Below are 20814 nucleotides of genomic sequence, written 5' to 3'. Positions count from 1 at the left end.
GACCCCTTCCAGCCCGTCCGGCGTTTGAGGACGAGGCCGTTCAGGCCGAAGGGGGGTCTGGGGGTGCAGCCCCCGGGGTCGGGAAGGGCAGGGGCGGAGGGGGCGAAAACACCGAGGGCCGGTCCCGAAGGACCGGCCCCGTGAGGACTGGGCGCCGCAGGAGCGACCCCGCTCCTACAGGAACGCCAGGTTCACGACCCAGAAGGCGGCCGCCGCGACGACCGCCGCCGCGGGCATGGTGATGAACCAGCCGAGGACGATGTTCTTGGCGACACCCCACCGCACGGCGTTCACCCGCTTCGTCGCCCCGACACCCATGATCGCCGAGGTGATGACATGGGTCGTGGAGATCGGCGCCTTGAAGAGGTAGGCCGACGCGAACATGATCGACGCACCGGTCGTCTCCGCGGCGAAGCCCTGCGGCGGATCGAGCTCGATGATCTTCCGCCCGAGCGTCCGCATGATGCGCCAGCCACCCGCGTACGTACCCAGCGACAGCATCGCCGCACAGACGATCTTCACCCAGACCGGGATCGGGTCGTTCGGCCCCTGAACGTCGGCGATGACCAGTGCCATCACCACGATGCCCATCGTCTTCTGGGCGTCCTGAAGACCGTGCCCGAGGGCCATGCCGGCCGCGGACACGGTCTGCGCGATACGGAAACCGCGCTTCGTCTTGTGCGGGTTGGACCGCCGGAACATCCACATGATCGCGGTCATCACGAGATAGCCGGCGAGCAGGCCGATCACCGGCGAGAGGAACATCGGGATGATGACCTTGTCGAGCAGGCCGCTCCAGTAGACCGTCGTGCCACCGGCCAGCGCCGCGCCGACCATGCCGCCGAACAGGGCGTGCGAGGACGAGGACGGCAGGCCGAAGTACCAGGTGATCAGGTTCCAGGTGATCGCGCCGACGAGCGCCGCGAAGAGGATGCCCATCCCCTTCGAGCCCTCGGGCGTCTGGATCAGCCCCTCACTGACGGTCTTGGCGACCCCGCTGCCGAGGAACGCTCCGGCGAGGTTCATCACCGCGGCCATGGCGAGCGCGGCCCGCGGCGTCAGGGCACGCGTCGACACGGAGGTGGCGATGGCGTTCGCCGAGTCGTGGAAGCCGTTCGTGTACGTGAATCCGAGCGCGACCCCGATGGTCACGATCAAAGCGAAGGTGTCCATGAACGGGTCAGGACTCCTTGACGGCGATGGTCTCCACCGTGTTCGCCACGTGCTCGAACGCGTCGGCAGCCTCCTCCAGCACATCCACGATCTGCTTGAGCTTCAGCACTTCCATGGCGTCGTACTTGCCGTTGAAGAGGTGGGCCAGCAACTTGCGGTGGATCTGGTCGGCCTGGTTCTCCAGACGGTTGACCTCGATCCAGTACTCGGTGAGGTTGTCCATGGTCCGCAGGTTCGGCATGGCCTCGGCGGTGAGCTCGGCGGCCCGCGCCAGCACCTCGATCTGCTGCTCGACGCCCTTGGGCAGTTCCTCGACCTGGTACAGGACGACCAGATCGACGGCCTCCTCCATGAAGTCCATGATGTCGTCGAGGGAGGAGGCGAGGTTGTAGATGTCCTCGCGGTCGAACGGCGTGATGAAGGAGGAGTTCAGCTGGTGGAAGATCGCGTGTGTCGCGTCGTCACCGGCGTGTTCCGCGGCCCGCATACGCTCTGCGATCTCGGCCCGGGCGGACGAGTCCGCCCCGAGCAGTTCCATGAGGAGTTTCGAGCCCGTGACGATGTTGTCCGCGGATGCGGAGAACATGTCGTAGAAGCTCGTCTCCCTGGGGGTCAGACGAAAGCGCACGTGGGGTCCTCGGGGTGCTTCGGTTCGGTCAGGCTGATGCTAGGCGCATCATCCGGCCACGGCTAATGGGCCGTCCCCCAGTGTCGCCCATCAGGCACAGTGATCAGCACGGGGTCCGGTACCGGCGCCGGGCAAGGGCTCTCTACCCAGCAAAGTTCGATACCATATACCCACCAGGGGTATATACATGTGGCGTTTCAGACATGATCGCCGATCGAATCCAGCAGGAGGACGCGATGACGACCACCGAGGCCGGCGCGACGGCGCCCTCCGGCGACGCTCAGGAGATCGTGACCGACCACGACCGCGGCGTCCACGGCTACCACCAGCAGAAGGACGAGCACCTGAAGCGGCTGCGCCGCATCGAGGGGCAGATCCGCGGTCTCCAGCGGATGGTCGACGAGGACGTCTACTGCATCGACATACTCACCCAGGTGTCCGCCTCCACGAAGGCCCTCCAGTCCTTCGCCCTCCAGCTCCTGGAGGAGCACCTGCGCCACTGCGTCGCGGACGCGGCCCTCAAGGGCGGCGACGAGATCGACGCGAAGGTCGAGGAAGCCACGAAGGCGATCGGCCGCCTGCTCCGCACGTGAAATACGCGAGAGACGCGTGGGCCGCGGGGTGGGCGACGCGGACCGCGGGGGGAAGGACTAGTCCGCCGCACCCCGTTCACGGGTACGCTCTTCGGCCACTTTCAGCACCTCGTCGATGCTCTCGAGGCTGAGCCGGTCCTCGTGGGCGGCCGAGGCCGCGATGATCAGCTCGCCGCACAGCTCGATCTCGGCGAGGGCCACGTGGTCCTGAACTGCCGTACCGCCGACCGGAGCCACGTGCATCACCTCTTCCTGCCGTCACCGACTTCCTAGAGTAGGGAGCGGCCTACGCACCGCGCATGGCACGGAAGGGCCATTTCCGGCCCTCCTGTGAAGCTACGGCTCCGGATGCTCTTGCCCATTTCTCCGGAACCCACTAGTCCGCGATCTTCCCGGCGAAGATGTCCGCGGAATCCGGCAGCCGCACGTCGGCGGGGCTGCCGAACTCGTACAGCAGGATGGTCGAGGCGACCGCGACGGTGCCCTTCTGCTGCCCGTTGACGAAGCTGAACCGGTGCCGGACCTTCCGCAGCCGCCCCTGCTCGTCGAGGTAGGCGTCGAACGGCACGTCGGTGGTGGCGAACCCTTTCGCCGCCGCCCTCAGCGCCGGCCGCTGCCCCCGCGAGGCGTCCCGCGCGGCGATGCCGAGGTCGGCGGTCCCGCGATAGTGCCGTACCGGGACCCCGGCCAGCTCGGTCTTCCCCACGTAGGTCACCGCCCGCGCGCCGCGCAGCAGTTCGGCGGCGGCGTACGGGTCGGTGGCGCCGCCCGTGACCAGGTTCCCGTCCGTGAGACCGCCCGTCGCCACGCGGACCCATTTGTCGGCGGGCACTCCGGCACCCCTGTTCTTCATGAACAGAGCGCCCGGGGCGAGGAGTTCGGTGATCGGCCGGTGCTCCGCCGTCCCCGCGGGGTCCTGCGGCAGCATCACCTTCAGCCGCCCCGTCTGTTTCCTGAAGTCGTACACGCCCTGCCCGCGGATCGTGACCCGGGTCCCGCCGGTGGCCATCTCCATCGACGTACTGGCCTTCGCCGTGCCCGCGCGCTCGAGCGCACGCGCGGCCTGACGCAGCGTCTCGACGGTGCCGGGGCCCGTGCGGACGTCGTCGGCGACGGCCCCGCCGCCCGAGCATCCGGTGCCACAGGCCATGAGCCCCGCCGCGGCGAGCGCGACCACGACCGCCCGCCCCTGCTGCTGCGCCACCATCGTCCGCCGACCCCCAGCCGGTCCGTCCCGGGCCTTCCTGTCGTTCCGCTTAACGACGGGTGGGAGCGCTCGTCACGCGGGAGGAGTCCGTTCACTTGCCATGGGTAACGTTGTCGGTGTGGAGCAGCAGAAGCACGTGGACGCTTCCCCCGAACACCTCACGACGACGATCGAACAGGGCCGGTTCTGCCTGGCCCGCTGCACCTGCGGCTGGCAGGGCCCCGCTCGCCGCGCCAGAAGCCAGGCGCGTACGGACGGAGTGGCCCACGTCGCGACCGTGGTCGCCTAAGGCCCCCTTCCTCCCCACCCCCTGCTCGCACCCACCCCGCCGTGCCCGGTCCGGAGCGCGCGTGCTGAGATGCGGGTGCTGTAGCGGTTCTGCGACACGCGCGCGTGGAACCCCAGGGCCCGGGGGCCCGTCTCGTTCCACGGAACCCACGGGAGGCGCACATGCAACGGCGTACGTTCATCGGCGGAGCCACCGCCGTCCTCGCGGCGGCGACGACGTCCGCGTGCAACGGCAGCGACGGTGGCGGCGGCAGCGCCTCCGGCACGGCCGAGGGCAAGGGCGCCGAGAGCACCGGCATCCGCACGGCGACCGCCGCCAACCGCGCGGCCGCCAACTGGACCCGGCTCGCCCATCAGCTGGACGGCGCCCTGGTCCGCCCCGGCGACCGGAGCTGGCCGGCCGCCCACCAGCTGTACAACACGCGCTTCGACAACCTGAAGCCGGCCGCCGTCGCCTATGTCGCGCACGCCGACGACATCCGCACCACCATGGAGTACGCCCGCGCCCACGGCGTGAAGGTGTCGATCCGCAACGGCGGCCACTCGTACGCCGGTTGGTCCTCCGGCAACGGTCGCCTGGTCATCGACGTGTCCAAGCTGAACAAGATCCGGGCGTCGGCGAACGAAGCGGTCGTCGGCGCGGGTTCCAAGCTGATCGACGTGTACCGCGCGCTGGCCGCGAAGGGCGTCACCATCCCGGCGGGTTCCTGCCCCACCGTGGGCGTCTCCGGCCTGACCCTCGGCGGCGGCCACGGCGTCGTGTCACGGGCGTACGGACTGACCTGCGACAGCCTCACCCAGGCGACGCTGATCACCGCCGACGGCAAGCAGCTCATCGCGAACGCCACCGAGAACAAGGACCTGTTCTGGGCCCTGCGCGGCGCCGGCAACGGCAACTTCGGCGTCGTCACCGAGCTCCGCTTCAAGACCCACCCGGCGCCGCAGGGGGTCACGGCGTACATGACCTGGCCGTGGTCCAAGGCGGCCGCCGTGGTGAAGGCCTGGCAGGAGTGGGGGCCGAGCCAGCCGGACGAGATCTGGTCGTCCTGCCACCTGTCCAGCGCGGCCGGCGGCACGCCCACCGTCTCGGTGTCCGCCTTCTCCCTCGGCACCTACGGCGAACTCCAGAACGCCGTGGACCGGCTGGCCGACCGGATCGGCTCCCCCGCGCGCAGCGTCACCCTCAAGCGACGCTCGTACGAGGACTCGATGGAGCTGTACGCGGGCTGCTCGTCCTTCTCCGCCGACGCCCAGTGCCATCTGCCGGGCTCGACGCCGGGCCGCAGCCCGCAGGGCGTCCTCGGCCGCGAGACGTACACCGCCCGCTCGGACTTCTTCGACCGCTCGATATCGGCGTCCGGCGTACAGACGCTCCTGAATCAGATATCCGCGGTCCGCGGCGGCGCGGGCAGTTTCGCGTTCATCGCGCTCGGCGGAGCCGTCAACCGTGTCTCGCCGACGTCCACGGCGTTCGTGCACCGCCGCTCGCGCATGCTCGCCCAGTACATCGCCTCCTGGAAGGCGGGCACCTCCGGCAGCACCGCCCAGTCCTGGCTGACCGGCGCGCACGACGCGATGGCCCGCCACGCCTCGGGCGCGGCCTACCAGAACTACACGGACGCGTCGCTGACCGACTGGCGCAAGGCGTACTACGGCGACGCGGCCACGCGTCTCACGGCCCTGAAGCACCGTTACGACCCGGACCGCTTCTTCTCGTTCCCCCAGGCGCTGTAACCGCGGGCAGGCTCCGTAGCCGCCCGCTGCCGTAGGGCCGGGCGGCTCGAAGGCTACGCGGCGAGGTCCCGTTCCTCGGAGTGCTCGGCCCGCGCTCCCGGGATCAGGGTCTCCTGCCCAGCCGGTACGGCGTCCCGCGCACGGATCAGCCGGCCGGCGCGCGGGGCCTTCTCGACGGCCTTCATGACCGGGGTCAGCAGCGCCATGGCGAGCGGCGACAACAGCAGGACGACGGCCGTGCCGAGCGCGAAGCCGCCGATGACGTCCGTCGGGTAGTGCACGCCCATGTAGACCCGGCAGAACCCTTCGAGCAGCGCGAGCCCTATCCCCGCGAGTCCGAACTTCCGGTGGGCGACGAAGAGTCCGACGCCCATCGCCATGGTGAGCGTCGCGTGGTCGCTGACGAAGGAGAAGTCGGTCTTGCCGCTCACGAGGACGTCGAGGCCCTGGTGGTCGACGAAGGGGCGGGGGCGCTCCACGAAACCCCGTATCGGAACGTTCACGAGGAGCGCGATACCGGCCGCGAGCGGTGCCCAGACGAGTCCGGCCACGGAGGACGCCGCGTCCGCGTCGGCCCGCCGCCGGACGCTCCACCAGCACCACACGACCAGCAGGACCATCGCGAGCAGGAGACCCCACTCGCCGACAAACTCCATGATCCGGTCGAACCAGTGCGGCGCGTCCTTGGCCAGGCCATTGATGTCGTACAGCAGGTCGACGTCGGGGTTCGAACCGGATTCGGCGAGTCCAGCCATGGTGCTGCGGCCCCTTCGTCGTCTTTCCCGCGGACACGCCCTTTCGCGCGCCGCTCGATCCACCCCCGTGGTGTAGATCAGTTCTCTACGTCAAAAGGAACGCACAGTCCCCTCCACTACGTTCCACACTCCACGGAATGATCACGCAGACGTTATCGAAGAGAGATACATCGTCGCAGATCAGGGTGGGTTCAGACCGAAGTGGGCAATGCTTTCGCGCCATCCTCTGTCACCCGGGTGGCCCCGAAGTAGTCGGGTGTGTCGACGGGGTCGAAGCGGATGACGGCCCCCGGCCTGGGGGCGTCGATCATGTAGCCGCCGCCCACATAGATGCCCACGTGCCGGATGGCACGGGAGTTGGTGAGGTCGTCCGAGAAGAAGACCAGATCCCCGGGCAGCAGCTCCTCCCGCTTCGGGTGCGGCCCGGCGTTGTACTGGTCGTTGGCGACGCGCGGCAGGGTGACCCCGACACTCTCGTACGCGGCCTTGGTGAGCCCCGAGCAGTCGAAGCGTCCGCCCTGGTCAGCGGTGCCGTTGCCGCCCCACAGGTAGGGCGTGCCGAGCTTCTTCTGCGCGTACGTGATGGCCGCGGCAGCCTGCTTCGAGGGGTCCACGCGGGTCACCGGCGCGGCGAAGCTCTTGGAGAGCGTGGTGATCGTCTTCACATAGTTCCGGGTCTCCTTGTACGGCGGCACGCCCCCGTACTTGATGACCGCGTAGGCGCCCGCGTTGTAGGCGGCGAGCATGTTCTCGGTGGGGTTCCCCGGCGCGTCCTTCACATAGGAGGCGAGCTGGCAGTCGTACGAGGCGGCCGACGGAATCGCGTCATTCGGGTCCCATACGTCGCGGTCGCCGTCCCCGTCGCCGTCGACTCCGTGCGTGGCCCAGGTCCCCGGAATGAATTGCGCTATCCCTTCCGCTTTCGCCGGACTCTTCGCGTTCGGATTGAACCCGCTCTCCTGATACAGCTGGGCGGCGAGCAGCGCGGGATTGATCGCGCCGCAGAGATTGCCCCACTTCTGGACGAGCGGCTGATACGCGGCGGGTACAGCTCCCTTGGCGAGTCCGACCGATCCGCCGCCGATGCCGTTGGCGAGGTTCCCGGCCACCATGTAGACGCCGACGACGAGCAGCATCACGAGGCTGAGCGCCGCTCCGATGGCAAGGGTCGCCGCGATCCATGCCTTACGCACCGTCAACCGCCCCTCACCGCACAGGAGTCCGCCGACGTCAGTGTAGAGGCGGCCCCCGCGCGACAGGGCTGTCGCGCACAAGGACGGCGCATATTGCGCCGGACAGGCTCTAACCCGCCCGGCCGGCCTCGCGGTAGAGGTTCGCGGCCTCGGTCCCGAACACGGCGCTGTACGAGACGTCGGCGGTGTTCCCGCCCTGTTCGTGGCCGCCGATCACCCCGACGACCGCCCCGTCCCCGTTCACCCAGGGACTGCCGCTGGTCCCGCCGGTGAAGGCGGGACAGGCGACGCGCTGCTGCGTACGGCTGTGCGCGGTGGGCTTGTCCGTACAGGTGATGGGGGCGTCGGCGGAGCTGGGGTACCCGGTGACGGTGACGGCGGTGGCCCCGGTGGCGCGGTGCGCGGCGAAGGCGATACCGCCTCCGACGGCGTCCTCGACCTCCTTGCCGTCGCGGGTGCCGAGGACGGCGAAGGCGATGTCGCTGTCCTCGTCCTGGCCGTCCGTCCACCCCTCGGGGAGGAAGACCCCCTCGACGTCCCAGAACCCGTACGGCGCGCCGCCGTCCCGGTAGCCGGGCGCGAAGGAGAGGGCTCCTCCCCCGTCCAGGCAGTGGGCGGCGGTGAGGACGAGATCCCGCCCCGCGCTGTGCACGACGGAGGCGGTGCAGAAGTGCCCGCCGGAAGCGCCGCTCGTGGCGCTCCCGTGGAACAGGGCGCCCACGCGGGCGGTCCGGCCGTTCTCGGCGGCCTGGACGGTCACGCCGAACGGTCCCGGGCCGTCGTCGGCCGCCGCCACGGACGCGGAGGTCGCGGCCAGCAGCACGGCCGCCGCACCGAGCAGCGCGGGCCGCCGGGCGCCGGGGGGACGGGTGACGCGGGTGCGCTTCATCGCCTCTCACCTTGCCCCGAGCGGGTGAGCAAAACCCTCGGACCAGTCCGAGTATCACCTGTGAGAGCCCGCCCCGCCCGGCCACCGGTGCCCGGCGGCCACCGCGCACCGCTTCAGCCCCGAGCCGCCCGCCCGGCACCCCGGCACTCCGCCCACAGCAGCTTCCCGCCCCGCGACGCCCCCAGCTCGCGCAGCGCGGCGACACCCCAGGCGTCGGCGCAGGCCCGGACGAGGTGCAGCCCCCGGCCGTGCTCGCCGTCCTCCGGGGCCGGGCCGGCGGGAGCGCCCTCACGGAATCCGGACGGAACGGTCGGGTCCGAGTCCCACACGGCGACCCGCAGCCGGTCCGGCTCCGCCGAGAGGAGTCGGAGAGCGGAGGGGCCGGGTGCGTGCAGATGGGCGTTGGTGAGGAGTTCGGAGGCCAACAGCTCGGCCGTGGGCGAGAGTTCGGTGAGCCCATGGGCGGCGAGAACGGCGCGCAGGGTGGCACGGGCGACGCCCGGGGCACGGGGATCGTGCGGGAGTTGGAGGGTGTAGGACCAGGGCGGGGATACGGTTGCCAAGGAAGTCTCCGATCACGGAGGGGAGTTGGGTGGTGTCGTGTCGCTACGTTGCCCAGTGACCGCGGCCGCTCCGTCGAGCGGGGTGCTTCTGGGCGGGACGCCCGCCACTAAAAGTAGCGGCCCTGGATATATTCTTCACCCGAACCAAGGGAAAGTTAAAAGCTTCCACCCGTGTGGGTGACGATCAGCGCGGAGGCGAGGATGCCCGTGAGGACCAACCCGACAGGGCGTCAACTCCGATTCGGCGCCGAACTGCGCAAGCTGCGCGAGCGGGCCGGCCTGACATCAACGGAGGCCGCACAGCGCCTCGGCATGAAGCAGGCGCAGGTCAGCAACATGGAGACCGGACGGCTCGGGGTGAGCGCCGAACGCGTGCGCACGCTCGCCTGTCACTACGACTCGTCGGACAAGGCGTTGGTCGAGGCCATGGCGGGAATGACCGGCGACCGGAAACGCGGCTGGTGGGAGGAGTACCGCGAGATCCTGCCCACCGGCCTGCTGGACCTCGCCGAGCTGGAGCACCACGCCAGACGGCTGCGCACCGCCGTGACAGTGCACATCCCTGGCCTGTTCCAGACCACGGACTACGCCCGCGAGATCTTCCGCCAGGCCGTACCTGAACTCCCACCGCCGGACATCGAGCATCGGGTGTCGTTCCGGGTGAAGCGACAGGCCGTCCTCTTCCGGAGCCCTCCGACCCCGCATCAGGTGATCATTCACGAGGCCGCCCTGCGCATGATGTTCGCTGGCCCTCGGGTGACCCGGGATCAGCTCACCTACCTGTTGGACATGAACGAGCGCGAGCACATCGCTGTCCACGTCCTCCCGTTCCGCTCGACCGTCTTCCCCGGCTCAGGACAGTCGATCTACTACGCAGAGGGACCGGTGCCGCAGCTCGACACCGTGAACCTCGACCAGTCGCACGGCCCCGTGTTCCTCGACGCCGAGGCCCAGCTGGACAAGTACCGCGTACTGCTCGACCGCATGGAGGCGGCTGCCCTCACCCCCGAACAGTCGCAGATCTTCGTCCACAACATCCTCAAGGACCTGTGAAGGAGTCCGTGATGCCCACGCTCACGTGGCAGAAGTCGTCGTACTGCCCGGAAGGCAACTCCTGCGTCCACGTGGCCGGAGAGCGCGCCTCCGGCGCGATCCACCTCACGGAATCCGGTGACCCGAGCGGAGCGATACTCACCGCCGCGCCCGCGGCCTTCCGCTCCCTTCTCCGTACTCTCAAGCAGGGCAGGGAGGAGCAGGACCGTGACTGACATCCCCCCGAACCTCGACTGGGTGCGTGCCGCCCCGGAGGACGCGACGGGTCCGGGTCCCTGGATCGAACTCGCCTTCGGCGAGGACGACCTGGTCTACATCCGGGAGACCGGCGACCCCGGGAACGTCGTCACCACCACTCGCAGGAAGTGGGACGCGTTCGTCCTGGGCGTCCAGGCGGGCGAGTTCGACCACTTCGTGGCGGGGCTGGAGGACGGGCCGCCCCCGGCCCCCGCCGAGGGCGGCTCATGAGGTGAGGACGGGCGGCCTCACGCCGATTCGGCCCCCGTGTACGCCGCGGTGGTCCGGTCCGCCGAGGCCCGCGCGGCCTCCTCCGGCTCGCCACCGGCGACATTCGCCTCGTACCAGCTCTCGCTGCTCAGCGCGATGAAGCGGAGGCCCTCGTCGGAGGCCAACCAGGCCATGCTCTCCTTCGGGTCCAGGGAGCCCCCCGGGGAGCCGAGGTGGCCGGCCAGGCCCATCAGGCCGAGGTCCCAGCCGACGCCGACCGCGCCGGGCCCGAACTGGTCCCAGCGTTCGTCGCCGACGTGGGCGATGTGTTCGAGCTGGAAGCGGGTGCGGTCCCCCTCCGGGGTCACGCTCACCTCGATCCAGCTGACCTCGCCGCCGTACTCCCAGGTCGCGGCGAAGCTCTCCGGCGGCTCGCAGCGCTCGATCGTGCCGCCCGCGTTGCCCTCCAGCTGGTAGGTCCCGCCGAGGCGGAGATCACCGGAGACGGGCAGGAACCAGCGGGGGATGCGCTCGGCCCTGGTGCAGGCATCCCAGACGTCCTCGACCGTCGCGTCGTGGGTCTGGCTCAGCGTCACCACACGGGCCTCGCCCGCCTTGAACTCGCGCGTGCCGACGGTGCGGCGCACGGCGTTGATCTGGTAGGTCACGTCGATCACGGTTGCTCCTCCGGAGGTCTTCCCTTGGCGTCGCGGAACCGGTCCAGCCACACGTCGATATCACCAGGGGGGCAGGCCCCGGGGCACCCCGGAGGGCGTTAGCCTTGAGATCACCGGTTCGGCGTACTGCGTCCACCTCACGCGGGCGCGGCGACCCGGGGAACATCGGCTCGACGGACCGTCAGAAACGGTACCGCGGGGCCGCGTCCGTTCGAATGCGTCCCGCGCGTGAGCCGTAGAAGGGGACAACGACGGAACCACGCGCGAGGTTTCGCTTCCACTTCATTGCCCGGCGTGACCGGCCGTGATACACAGAGTGACCATACGACTCTTCGTATACCGCCGTACGCCTCCCGCGAGGGTCCCGCGTACGCCGGTGACGAGGAATTCGTACGAATCCCGCCAACCAATGACGTCAAGTCGACATACGACGGCGTCATTGTCGGCGAGAATGGGCCCGACCTCTGCGCAGTGGCAGGGGGTGCAGAACTACCCACTAGGGGCGGTGACTTACATGCTTTTCGCAGCCGACAAGGGCGACATCAACACAATCATCGGTGGAATCGCCCCAGACTGGGGTCCCTTCGGCAGCCTGGGCAACGAAGCGAAGGTGATGGTCGAGGTGGTGATGGCGGTCGCCATCCTGCTCTGCCTCGGCATCGCGATCTGGGGCGCGGCCAAGCAGCGCATCGGCGCGACCGCCCTCCGCGACACCTTCAGCGCCGAACAGGGCAAGGGCCTCATCATCGCCGGGCTCACGGGAGTCTTCATCATCGGGTCCCTCGGCACGCTCTTCACCATCGTGTACGGCATGGCCGTGTAGCCCGGCCGGGCGCGCCACCCCTGGCGCACCGTCAGTCCCCGGCCGGGCGCGCCCGGATTCTCTCCACTCCGACCCACCCGTCCGTCGTGCCCACCGGCTGAGGTTGCGTTTCCCTGATGTCGAGTCACCACACCGCGCCCGCGCGGGAACCAGCACGGCTACCGTCGTACTACTTGGTTCAGCGAGAGGTTGAGGGGGCGTACGCGGCATGAGTCTCGGTGACGAACCCGGGTACGGCGACGCCTCGCGCGGCGAGGACGGAGGGTACGGGGGCTCCGGCCAGACCCGTACCCGCCTTCCCGACCGCCCCGGCGACGTCTACGGCGGCGCGCGTCGCCGCGGATCCTCCTCACGGAGCCTGATCACGGTCGTCGGCGTGGTCGTCCTCCTCATCGCCGCGATCGCCTTCGCGAACCGCGGCGACGACTCGCCGTCCTCGGGCGGTGAGGACGGCGACAAGGCGAAGACCTCTCCCACGGCGGCCTCCGGCGACCACCCGGTGGACTCGAAGGTCGCGGGCATCCCCTCAGGCTTCCCCCACACGGGCGAGGGCGCACAGAGCGCAGCGACGAACTACGCGGTGGCGTTGGGTTCGACCGACATGTTCGACACCGAGCAACGGCACGCGATCGTCGACGCCGTGTACGTGCCCGACGTGGCCGCCGCACGGCAGCCCGATCTGGACGCGGCGTACTCGAGTGAGAAGTTCCTGACGAACATCGGTCTGGACAAGACCGGTGCCGCGCCGACCGGACAGACCTTCATCTCGCGCATCGTCCCTGTCGGCACCAAGCTCACGGCCTCCAGCACGAACAGCGCCAAGGTCGAGCTCTGGTACACATCGCTCTTCGGCCTGTCCGGCGAGGGGTCCACCAACCCGGTGTCGGAGAGCTGGTACACGACGACCTACCAGCTGAAGTGGGTCAATGGGGACTGGAAGGTCACCGACTTCACGCAGAAGGACGGGCCCGTCCCGGTCGGACGGGACCAGAAGGCCTCCACCGCGGACGACATGACCAAGGCCGTCGAGGAGTACGGAGGGTTCACGTATGCCCGCTAGCAAGCAGCGCCGTGTCCTCTCGCTCGCCGCCACGGTGGCAGCGGTGCAATCGGCTGCCGTCCTGACGGCCACCAAGGCCGTCGCGGCCCCCAGCCCGACTCCCAGCGGTAACGCCTGCGATCTCGTCCGCGGCCCCGCCAAGAAATACTGCGAAAGCGACAACAAGGGATCCGGTCGGTCGGGGCTCAGTGACACCCCCGGGCTCGGGTCCACGTTGGACCCCCTCTCCTCCCTGGCCAGGGGCTGTGCCGACGCCGCCTCCTGGACCGTCGACAAACTCTCGGCCGCCGTGAACGACACCGCCAACGTCGACTTCACGAACCCCAAGTTCCTCCAGCAGTACGCCGTCGTCTTCGCGGCGTCCTCGATCCTGACCCTGCTGCTGTGGCTGCTGGCCGTGACGAAGCGGGCCGTGCGAGGTGTCCCCCTCGGCACCGCCCTCTCCGAGGCGATCGGCTTCCTCTGGCTGACGGTGCTGGCCTCGGCGTTCACGCCGCTGATCCTCTACACGGTGGTCTCGGCGACGGACGGCGTGACGGAGGTACTGGCCAAGACGACCGGCAACCAGACGGACACGTTCTTCGGGACGTTCTCCGGCGCGCTCAACAAGGGCGACGACATCGGCGGCGGCCCGATCATGCTGATCGTCGTCTCGCTGGTCTCGATCCTCGCCGCCGGAGTCCTCTGGCTGGAGCTGGTCATCCGGGCCGCCCTGCTCTACGTCGGCGCCCTCCTCGGCACCGTCGTCTACGCGGGCCTCGTCGACAAGAACCTGTGGGGCCACGTCCGCCGCTGGGCGGGCATCATGATCGCGGTGATCCTGGTCAAACCGGTCATCGTGATAGTGCTCGGCCTCGCCGGAGCCCTCAGCACCGACAGCGGACCCGACGCGTTCTCCGCCGTCGTCTCCGGACTGGCCATCATCCTGCTCGCCATCTTCGCCAGCGCGATGATCTACCGCTTCGTACCGGGCTTCGGCGACGAGATCGCCGGCTCCCGCAACAACCGCATCATGCAGGGCGCCGAAGGCAAGGCCGCCGCCGTGATCAGCTCGCCGGCCACCCTGGTCGCGCAGGGCATCAAGACGCACAGCACGCGCGCCGACAACAACGGTGGAGGAGGCGGCAACAGCCAGCCGCGCCCCTCCAACCCCGCGTCCGGCGGGGTGGCCGCGCACAGCAGTCGTACGCCGAACGGAGGCGGCGGATCTGTCCCCTCCGCCGCACCCCCACCGCGTACCAGCCCGGTCAACACCCCGCACGCGAGCAATACCCGCAACAGCAGTACCAACCGCACGGGAGGTGAAGGGCGTTGACGACCGAGTCCCACTTGTCCCATCCGGTCACGCCCCGCCGTACATATCTGATCGGTCGCGCCCGGCCGAACGCGATCGTCGGCCGGAACCGCGAGTCCGGCGAGATCGCGCTGATCATCGGGGGCGCGTTCCTGGGCATGATGTGCGGCCTGCTCGTCCCGGTCCTGTCCCTGCGGATCGTGCTGCTCATGGGCTTCCCCCTGCTCGCGCTCGCCGCGGTGTACGTCCCGTACAAGCGCCGCACGTTCTACAAGTGGTTCGAGATCAACCGCAGTTACAAGCGGAGCCTGCGCCGGGGAACGGAGTACCGCAGCCATGTGATGGAGGCCGGTACCCGCGTCGACGGGAAAGAGATCGAGATCGGGCCGCCGCCCGGCATCGGGCGGATCTCCTGGCTCGCCGCCCCGTTCGGACCCGACGAGATCGCCGTGCTGCTGCACGCCGACCGGCGGACCGTGACGGCCGCGATCGAGATCGAGGGGCCGGGTGTCGGTCTGCGCGACAGCGAGGACCAGGAGGCCCTCGTCGACCGTTTCGGCACGCTGCTCAAGCACGTGGCGAACGGCGACGGCTTCGTCACCCGCCTCCAGATGCTCGCCCGCACCCTCCCCGCCGACCCGGACGCCCACGCCAAGGACGTCACCGTGCGCGGCGACGAGCGGGCCCCCGGATGGCTCCAGCAGTCCTACGAGCAGCTCCAGTCGATGGTGTCCACGAGCAGTGAGCAGCACCGGGCCTATCTCGTCGCCTGTATGCACTACTCCCGCGAACTGGCCTCCGAGGCGCAGGCCATGGCACGGGCGGCGCGGCCGCAGGGCGGGCGGAAGCTCGACCGGGACGCCGGACTCGCCGTCGTCATGGCCCGCGAGCTGACCGACATCTGCTCCCGGCTCCAGGAAGCCGACATCCGGGTACGCCAGCCGCTCGGTCAGGGACGGCTGGCCTCCCTCGTGCACTCGATGTACGACCCGGACCACCCGATCGACCACATCCAGGCGATGACCAAGCGCAACGCCTGGCCGGCCGAGCTGGACGCCATGGAGCCGACGTACCTCCAGGCGAAGACCCGCGAGTCCTCCACCCGCGCGCCCTGGTGCCACGCCACGGCCTGGGTGAAGGAGTGGCCGATGACCCCGGTGGGCGTCAACTTCCTCGCCCCGCTCCTCGTCCACACCCCCGACGTCATCCGCACGGTCGCCGTGACCATGGACCTCGAACCCACCGAGATCGCCATCGAACGCATGCTGACCGAGAAGACGAACGACGAGGCCGAGGCCAGCCGCGCCGCCAAGATGAACCGGACCGTCGACCCGCGCGACATCGCCTCGCACAACCGCCTCGACCAGCGGGGCGAGGACCTCGCGAGCGGCGCCGCGGGCGTCAACCTCGTCGGCTACATCACGGTCTCCTCCCGCTCCCCCGAGGCCCTCGCGCGCGACAAGCGCACCATCCGAGCCTCGGCCGGCAAGTCGTACCTGAAGCTGGAGTGGTGCGACCGCGAGCACCACCGGGCCTTCGTCAACACCCTCCCGTTCGCCACCGGAATCCGCAGGTAGGGGCTGATGCACTGATGCGGGATCCGCTGTCCGCCGCGACGGACGCCTTCACGTCCTTCCTCTTCGGCAAGGTCGAGACGACCCGCCTGCCCGTCCGCACGTCCACGGGCCAGGCGCAGGCGGTCTACCTGCCCACCGCCGCGCCGGGCCTCGGCGACTCGGGCGTCATCATCGGCCGCGAGGTGTACTCCGGCAAGGGCTACATCTACGACCCCTTCCAGCTGTACGGGCAGCAGCTCCCGGCCCCGCACTGGCTGGTCCTCGGCGAGTCCGGCAACGGCAAGTCCGCCCTGGAGAAGACGTACGTCCTGCGGCAGTTGCGCTTCCGCGACCGCCAGGTCGTCGTCCTCGACGCCCAGGGCGAGGACGGTGTCGGCGAATGGAACCTCATCGCGGAAGAGCTGGGGATAACTCCCATCCGGCTCGACCCGACGGCTGCCCTGGACATGGGAATCCGGCTCAACCCGCTCGACCCCTCGATCACGACCACGGGCCAGCTCGCGCTGCTGCGCACCATCATCGAGGTCGCGATGGGCCACGGCCTCGACGAGCGGTCCGGCTTCGCCCTGAAGGTCGCGCACGCCTACGTCAACGAGACGATCGTCGAGCGCCAGCCGGTGCTCACCGACATCGTGGAACAGCTGCGCCACCCCGAACCGGAGTCGGCCGAGGCGATGAACGTCGCCATAGACGACGTACGGGCGTGGGGCCTGGACGTCGCACTGGTCCTGGACCGGCTCGTGGACGGTGACCTGAGGGGCATGTTCGACGGCCCGACGACGGTGGGCATCGACCTGGACGCCCCCCTCATCGTCTTCGACCTGTCGCACATCGACCGGAACTCCATCGCCATGCCGATCCTGATGGCGATCGTGGGGGTGTGGCTGGAGCACACCTGGATCCGGCCCGACCGCAAGAAGCGCATCTTCCTGGTGGAAGAGGCGTGGCACATCATCAACAGCCCCTTCGTGGCCCAGCTGTTCCAGCGTCTGCTGAAGTTCGGGCGGCGCCTCGGCCTGTCCTTCGTGGCCGTGGTCCACCACCTGTCGGACGTCGTCGACGGAGCGGCGGCCAAGGAGGCCGCCGCGATCCTGAAGATGGCGTCGACGAGAACCATCTACGCCCAGAAGGCGGACGAGGCACGATCGACGGGCCGGGTCCTCGGCCTGCCCCGCTGGGCGGTCGAGATCATCCCGACGCTGACCCCCGGCATCGCGGTCTGGGACGTCAACGGCAACGTCCAGGTGGTCAAGCACCTCATCACCGAGACCGAACGCCCGCTGGTCTTCACCGACCGGGCGATGACGGAGTCGTCCGCCGACCTCCTCCTCTCCGACAACGCGATGCGCGCCGCCGAACTGGAGGCCGAGGAACGGGCGGCGGCCTTCATGGAGCAGCACCTCAGCGATCTCGACGGCTCCTCCGAGTCCACGGTGGCCTGAGATGAGACAGGACGACCGGCACGACCCCCGGCGCGAGGCAGCGGGCGGCATCCCCGACGGCCTGCTGATCGGGGTGCTGGGCTTCCTCCTCGGCATGACGCTGATGGTGTGGACGGCGACGGGCCTCGCGGGCTGGTTCTCCCGCGGCGCCTGGCCGGACACGATCACCTTCGCCCGTACGCCACTGGCCATGCGGCACCTGATCGGCGCGCCGCACGACATCCCCGGCGCCTGGCCCGACACCCCCGCCGCGCAGCTGTCCGGCTACGGCCTCTTCTGGGGCCTGTTCATCGGCCAGCTGATGGTGCTGCTGGTCCTCACGGTGTTCGTGATGGGAACGGTGGCACGCTGGCGGGCGGGACGGACCCGAAGACGGGCACAGGCCGCCGCGTCCGCGGACGCCCCCGGCCCGCTGGTCCCGCCGGCGAGGACGGAACAGCGGCCCACCGCGAGGCAGCCGATGCCGGCGCAGCCCCTGGAAGCCGCCTACACGGCGGCGGAGGGCGAGCGAGCGGGCGAGTGGGCACACGAACGTACCGGCGAACGTACGGGCGAACGTCAGGGCGGCCGGGAGGCCGTCCCCACCGCAGCACCGGCACCCGCACCCGCCGCGGCGGCCCAACCCACACAGGCCGCCCAACCCACGGCGGCAGCCGAGCCGAAGCCCACGTGGACCGCCACCCGCGCCGTCGTCCTCGCCCCCGCCGAGACCCGTCACCCCACCGCGGCCCAGGCCGTACGCGACGCCGAGGGACCCGTCCTCGTCATCACCTCCGACCCCCGCATCTGGTCGGAGACCAAGGACGCCCGCGCCAAACTGGGTCCCGTCCTCCTCTACGACCCGACCCACCTCTGCGACACCCCGGCCCGGCTCCACTGGTCCCCGGCGGGAGGCTGCGAGGACAAGGAGACAGCGGCTGCCAGGGCCGCCGCGCTCCTCGCCCCGGTGCGCCCCACCGCCAAGGCGGACCAGGCGATGGCCGATGTGGCGGAAACGCTCATGCGCAGCTACCTGCACGCCGCCGCCGTGGAGGGCAAGACCTTCCGCCATGTCCACCGCTGGGCCCAGGGCTCCCAGGTGCAGGACGCCGTACGGGCCCTGCGCACGCATCCCAAGGCCGCGTCCGGCGCCGCCGGCGAGCTGGAGGCCGCCCTCATCTCGCACCCCGAACGCCGGGACATCGCGCAGGAGCTGACGGCGCGTGCGCTGTCGTCGTTCGGCACGGTCAACATCCGCGAGTCATGCACTCCGAACCGAACTGACAGCCTCGCCTTGGATTCCTTCGTGGACGAAGGGGGCACGCTCTATGTGGTCGGCGAACCCATCGAGGACCCCAAGGCGAACCCCGGCGCCATGCCGCTCCTCACGGCTCTCGCCTCAAGCGTGGTCGAGCGTGGCCGGCGCATGGCCGAACGGTCATCCTCCGGTCGCCTCGACCCACCACTCACGCTCGTCCTGGACGACGTCGCGGCGGTCGCTCCGCTCCCCCAGCTCCCGGACCTCCTGACCACGGGACCGGCCCGCGGCCTGCCGACCCTGGCGCTCCTCCGCTCCCGCGAACAACTCCGGTCGCGCTGGCCGCAGTACGAACCTCCGGTCTGACCCCGGGCCCGTCGCCGCCCGCGCCCGGACCGACCGAGGAGGCCACTCCACGGGCCGCCCTACCCCCGGGTGATCACGAACTCCAGGTCCAACTCCCCGGTGCCCCCGGGCATCGGAGCGGTCTCTCCGCTGGGTACGAAACCCGCCTTCCGGTAGAACGCCTCGGCGCGGCCGTTCCTCTCGTGAACGAAGAGCCGCACACGGTCGAGCCCGATCCCCCAGGACCACGCGAGAGCGGCGTCGAAGAGCGCCCGGGTCACCCCGGCCTCGCTCCCCCGGTACTCGGGCCGCACGAACACCCCCACCAGATGGGCCTGGTTCAGCTCGACCACCTTCCCGAACGGATCCCGCTCCCCGGCCTTCTCGACCAGCACGGTCACGGACCCGACCCACACCCCGTCCTCGGCCACGGCCACGATCTGCTGCCGCTCCATGACACCGACGGCCGCTCCGGCCGTCCGTTCCTGCCAGAAGGCATCGGACTTGGCCGCCGCCTCCTCATGCGTCTCCAGGAACGCGAGATGCGCGACGGGGTCCCGCAGGGCGTCGAGCCTGAGCTCCTTCACCTGACGCCACTCGTCGGGACGTATGGAACGGATCACTTGGGTCATGGGGATCACCGTAGTACGCGCGTACTACCGGGCTCACCCGATATCCACCCTGCCGATCACCGCCGTCCGGACCCCCGTCATGCTCTTCCCTGTACGACATCGCCAACCGACCGATCCGGTCACATGCCAGCTCGCCAGGGAGAAACGCCGCATGCCCAAGGTTCAACTAGAGGAACTCCGCACCGTCATTCACCCCACGGGCAAGCTGGACAGCAGGGCCGAACACTGGGCCGGCCGCCTCTACATGAGGTCCCTCTCCCTCCGCGTGACCCGCCACCTCGTCGACACCCGCATCTCGCCGAACCAGATCACCGTGATCATGGTCTTCGCGGGAGTGCTCTCCGGAGTCGCCCTGATCCTGCCGGGCCTCGGCGGTGCCGTGCTCTCCGTCCTCTTCATGCAGCTGTACCTGCTGCTCGACTGTGTCGACGGCGAAGTGGCCCGCTGGCGCCGCCAGTTCAGCCCGCTCGGCGTCTACCTGGACCGCCTCGGCGCCTACCTCGCCGACGCGGCCGTGATGGTCGGCATGGGTATCCGCGCCGCCCAACTCGGCCTCGACCTCTATCTGGTGGCCGGCCTGGCCGCGGCCATCGGCGTCCTGCTCCTGAAGTCGTCCTCCGACCTCGTCCACGTGGCCCGCTCCGACAGCGGCATGCAGAAGGCGACCGACGCGTCCGTCGTCCCGCGCTCCAGCGGACTCGCCCAGATCCGCCGGCTGGCCTCGGCCGTCGGCCTCCACCGCCTGGTCAACGGCATCGAGTGCACCATCCTGCTGCTCGTGACCGCGGTCATCGACCTGGCCCTCGGCGACCTGACCGCCACGCGGATCGCGACCGTCGCGGTGACGGCGATCGTGTGGCTGCTCGTCCCCGCCCACATCGTCTCGATCGTCGCGTCGTCCCGCCTGAAGTAAGCGCACCACGAGAAAAGGGGGCGGTCTCCACGTGGAGACCGCCCCCTTCCCCATATCCCTACGCTCCGGGCCGTTGAGGTCCGTCCTATCCCCATGGCCCGGTTGCCTCGGGGTCCGTCATACCTCGACCCCGGCGCCTTGAGGTCCGTCATATTCCTCTACCTCGGCCCTTTGCGGTTCCGGAAAAGGGACCCTGAACGCAGAAAACCCCCGTGACCGGTTTCCCGGTACGGGGGTTTTCTTCAAAATTTGTTCGGCGGCGTCCTACTCTCCCACAGGGTCCCCCCTGCA

At 69.8% G+C, this 20814-nt stretch carries 23 protein-coding genes; 13 read left to right on the top strand and 10 right to left on the bottom strand.

Annotation, left to right across the window (positions count from 1 at the left end; translation table 11 throughout):
* Nucleotides 1-174 precede the first annotated feature (174 nt).
* Nucleotides 175-1173, bottom strand: a complete 999-nt coding sequence (locus ACFWBT_RS30115; RefSeq protein ID WP_385705987.1) for an anion permease — start codon at nt 1171-1173, stop codon at nt 175-177.
* Between the two features lie 7 nt (nt 1174-1180).
* A complete protein-coding gene (locus ACFWBT_RS30110) occupies nt 1181-1801 on the bottom strand; it encodes a DUF47 domain-containing protein (protein ID WP_385705985.1) in 621 nt (206 codons plus the stop codon).
* A 236-nt stretch (nt 1802-2037) separates the two neighbouring features.
* Here ACFWBT_RS30110 and ACFWBT_RS30105 point away from each other — a divergent pair, with 236 nt between their 5' ends.
* On the top strand, nt 2038-2394 hold the full coding sequence (locus ACFWBT_RS30105) for a metal-sensitive transcriptional regulator (protein ID WP_385705989.1): 357 nt from the start codon (nt 2038-2040) through the stop codon (nt 2392-2394).
* Between the two features lie 57 nt (nt 2395-2451).
* On the opposite strand, the gene ACFWBT_RS30100 is transcribed toward ACFWBT_RS30105, so the two are convergent.
* Together ACFWBT_RS30100 and ACFWBT_RS30095 are read right to left on the bottom strand one after the other, a co-directional pair.
* A complete protein-coding gene (locus tag ACFWBT_RS30100; protein ID WP_385705983.1) occupies nt 2452-2637 on the bottom strand; it encodes a hypothetical protein in 186 nt (61 codons plus the stop codon).
* 133 nt (nt 2638-2770) lie between these two features.
* Nucleotides 2771-3601: a hypothetical protein gene (locus ACFWBT_RS30095; protein ID WP_385705981.1), complete on the bottom strand. Its 831-nt coding sequence runs from the start codon at nt 3599-3601 to the stop codon at nt 2771-2773.
* Between the two features lie 100 nt (nt 3602-3701).
* Between ACFWBT_RS30095 and ACFWBT_RS30090 the strand changes: the two genes are divergently transcribed.
* Nucleotides 3702-3890 carry a hypothetical protein gene (locus tag ACFWBT_RS30090; protein ID WP_385705979.1) on the top strand — a complete coding sequence of 63 codons (189 nt, stop codon included), beginning with the start codon at nt 3702-3704 and terminating at the stop codon, nt 3888-3890.
* 161 nt (nt 3891-4051) lie between these two features.
* Entirely contained in the window at nt 4052-5623 is a 1572-nt protein-coding gene (locus ACFWBT_RS30085; protein WP_385705977.1) for an FAD-binding oxidoreductase, read from the top strand.
* Nucleotides 5624-5676: 53 nt separating this feature from the next.
* Here ACFWBT_RS30085 and ACFWBT_RS30080 read toward each other — a convergent pair whose 3' ends face one another.
* The 4 genes from ACFWBT_RS30080 to ACFWBT_RS30065 form a co-directional block, all read right to left on the bottom strand.
* Nucleotides 5677-6378, bottom strand: a complete 702-nt coding sequence (locus ACFWBT_RS30080) for a phosphatase PAP2 family protein (RefSeq protein WP_385705975.1) — start codon at nt 6376-6378, stop codon at nt 5677-5679.
* A 191-nt stretch (nt 6379-6569) separates the two neighbouring features.
* Nucleotides 6570-7577: an NlpC/P60 family protein gene (locus ACFWBT_RS30075; protein ID WP_385705973.1), complete on the bottom strand. Its 1008-nt coding sequence runs from the start codon at nt 7575-7577 to the stop codon at nt 6570-6572.
* Nucleotides 7578-7680: 103 nt separating this feature from the next.
* Complete coding sequence (locus ACFWBT_RS30070) at nt 7681-8460, bottom strand: trypsin-like serine peptidase (protein WP_385705971.1); 780 nt, start codon at nt 8458-8460, stop codon at nt 7681-7683.
* A gap of 113 nt (nt 8461-8573) precedes the next feature.
* Nucleotides 8574-9023, bottom strand: a complete 450-nt coding sequence (locus ACFWBT_RS30065; protein ID WP_385705969.1) for an ATP-binding protein — start codon at nt 9021-9023, stop codon at nt 8574-8576.
* 201 nt (nt 9024-9224) lie between these two features.
* Between ACFWBT_RS30065 and ACFWBT_RS30060 the strand changes: the two genes are divergently transcribed.
* From ACFWBT_RS30060 to ACFWBT_RS30050, 3 genes are read left to right on the top strand one after another with little or no spacing between them, the layout of a single operon-like run.
* Entirely contained in the window at nt 9225-10076 is an 852-nt protein-coding gene (locus ACFWBT_RS30060) for a helix-turn-helix domain-containing protein (RefSeq protein WP_385705967.1), read from the top strand.
* An 11-nt stretch (nt 10077-10087) separates the two neighbouring features.
* Nucleotides 10088-10291, top strand: coding sequence for a DUF397 domain-containing protein (locus ACFWBT_RS30055; RefSeq protein WP_385705965.1), 204 nt, complete (start codon nt 10088-10090; stop codon nt 10289-10291).
* A complete protein-coding gene (locus ACFWBT_RS30050; protein ID WP_385705964.1) occupies nt 10284-10544 on the top strand; it encodes a DUF397 domain-containing protein in 261 nt (86 codons plus the stop codon). Before ACFWBT_RS30055 ends, ACFWBT_RS30050 begins: the two co-directional genes overlap by 8 nt.
* 17 nt (nt 10545-10561) lie before the next feature.
* Here ACFWBT_RS30050 and ACFWBT_RS30045 read toward each other — a convergent pair whose 3' ends face one another.
* Nucleotides 10562-11200: an SRPBCC family protein gene (locus ACFWBT_RS30045; RefSeq protein WP_385705963.1), complete on the bottom strand. Its 639-nt coding sequence runs from the start codon at nt 11198-11200 to the stop codon at nt 10562-10564.
* A gap of 514 nt (nt 11201-11714) precedes the next feature.
* Here ACFWBT_RS30045 and ACFWBT_RS30040 point away from each other — a divergent pair.
* The 6 genes from ACFWBT_RS30040 to ACFWBT_RS30015 all read left to right on the top strand — a co-directional run bounded on the left by ACFWBT_RS30040 (nt 11715) and on the right by ACFWBT_RS30015 (nt 18999).
* Nucleotides 11715-12023 (top strand): hypothetical protein, encoded by a 309-nt coding sequence (locus ACFWBT_RS30040; protein WP_037622434.1) that lies wholly within the window; start codon nt 11715-11717, stop codon nt 12021-12023.
* Between the two features lie 208 nt (nt 12024-12231).
* Nucleotides 12232-13083: a hypothetical protein gene (locus ACFWBT_RS30035; protein ID WP_385705961.1), complete on the top strand. Its 852-nt coding sequence runs from the start codon at nt 12232-12234 to the stop codon at nt 13081-13083.
* Nucleotides 13073-14398, top strand: a complete 1326-nt coding sequence (locus ACFWBT_RS30030) for a hypothetical protein (RefSeq protein ID WP_385705959.1) — start codon at nt 13073-13075, stop codon at nt 14396-14398. Before ACFWBT_RS30035 ends, ACFWBT_RS30030 begins: the two co-directional genes overlap by 11 nt.
* Nucleotides 14395-15954 carry an SCO6880 family protein gene (locus tag ACFWBT_RS30025; protein WP_385705957.1) on the top strand — a complete coding sequence of 520 codons (1560 nt, stop codon included), beginning with the start codon at nt 14395-14397 and terminating at the stop codon, nt 15952-15954. Before ACFWBT_RS30030 ends, ACFWBT_RS30025 begins: the two co-directional genes overlap by 4 nt.
* Before the next feature lie 14 nt (nt 15955-15968).
* Complete coding sequence (locus ACFWBT_RS30020; protein WP_385705955.1) at nt 15969-17396, top strand: ATP-binding protein; 1428 nt, start codon at nt 15969-15971, stop codon at nt 17394-17396.
* A 1-nt stretch (nt 17397) separates the two neighbouring features.
* Entirely contained in the window at nt 17398-18999 is a 1602-nt protein-coding gene (locus ACFWBT_RS30015; RefSeq protein ID WP_385705953.1) for a type IV secretory system conjugative DNA transfer family protein, read from the top strand.
* A 59-nt stretch (nt 19000-19058) separates the two neighbouring features.
* On the opposite strand, the gene ACFWBT_RS30010 is transcribed toward ACFWBT_RS30015, so the two are convergent.
* A complete protein-coding gene (locus ACFWBT_RS30010; protein ID WP_385705951.1) occupies nt 19059-19610 on the bottom strand; it encodes a GNAT family N-acetyltransferase in 552 nt (183 codons plus the stop codon).
* A 151-nt stretch (nt 19611-19761) separates the two neighbouring features.
* Between ACFWBT_RS30010 and ACFWBT_RS30005 the strand changes: the two genes are divergently transcribed.
* On the top strand, nt 19762-20523 hold the full coding sequence (locus tag ACFWBT_RS30005; RefSeq protein WP_385705949.1) for a CDP-alcohol phosphatidyltransferase family protein: 762 nt from the start codon (nt 19762-19764) through the stop codon (nt 20521-20523).
* The last annotated feature ends 291 nt before the right edge of the window (nt 20524-20814 follow it).

Origin of the sequence: Streptomyces sp. NPDC060027, from assembly GCF_042737005.1 — a bacterium.
Taxonomy (GTDB): domain Bacteria; phylum Actinomycetota; class Actinomycetes; order Streptomycetales; family Streptomycetaceae; genus Streptomyces.
This window is presented reverse-complemented; position numbering and strand designations above follow the sequence as displayed.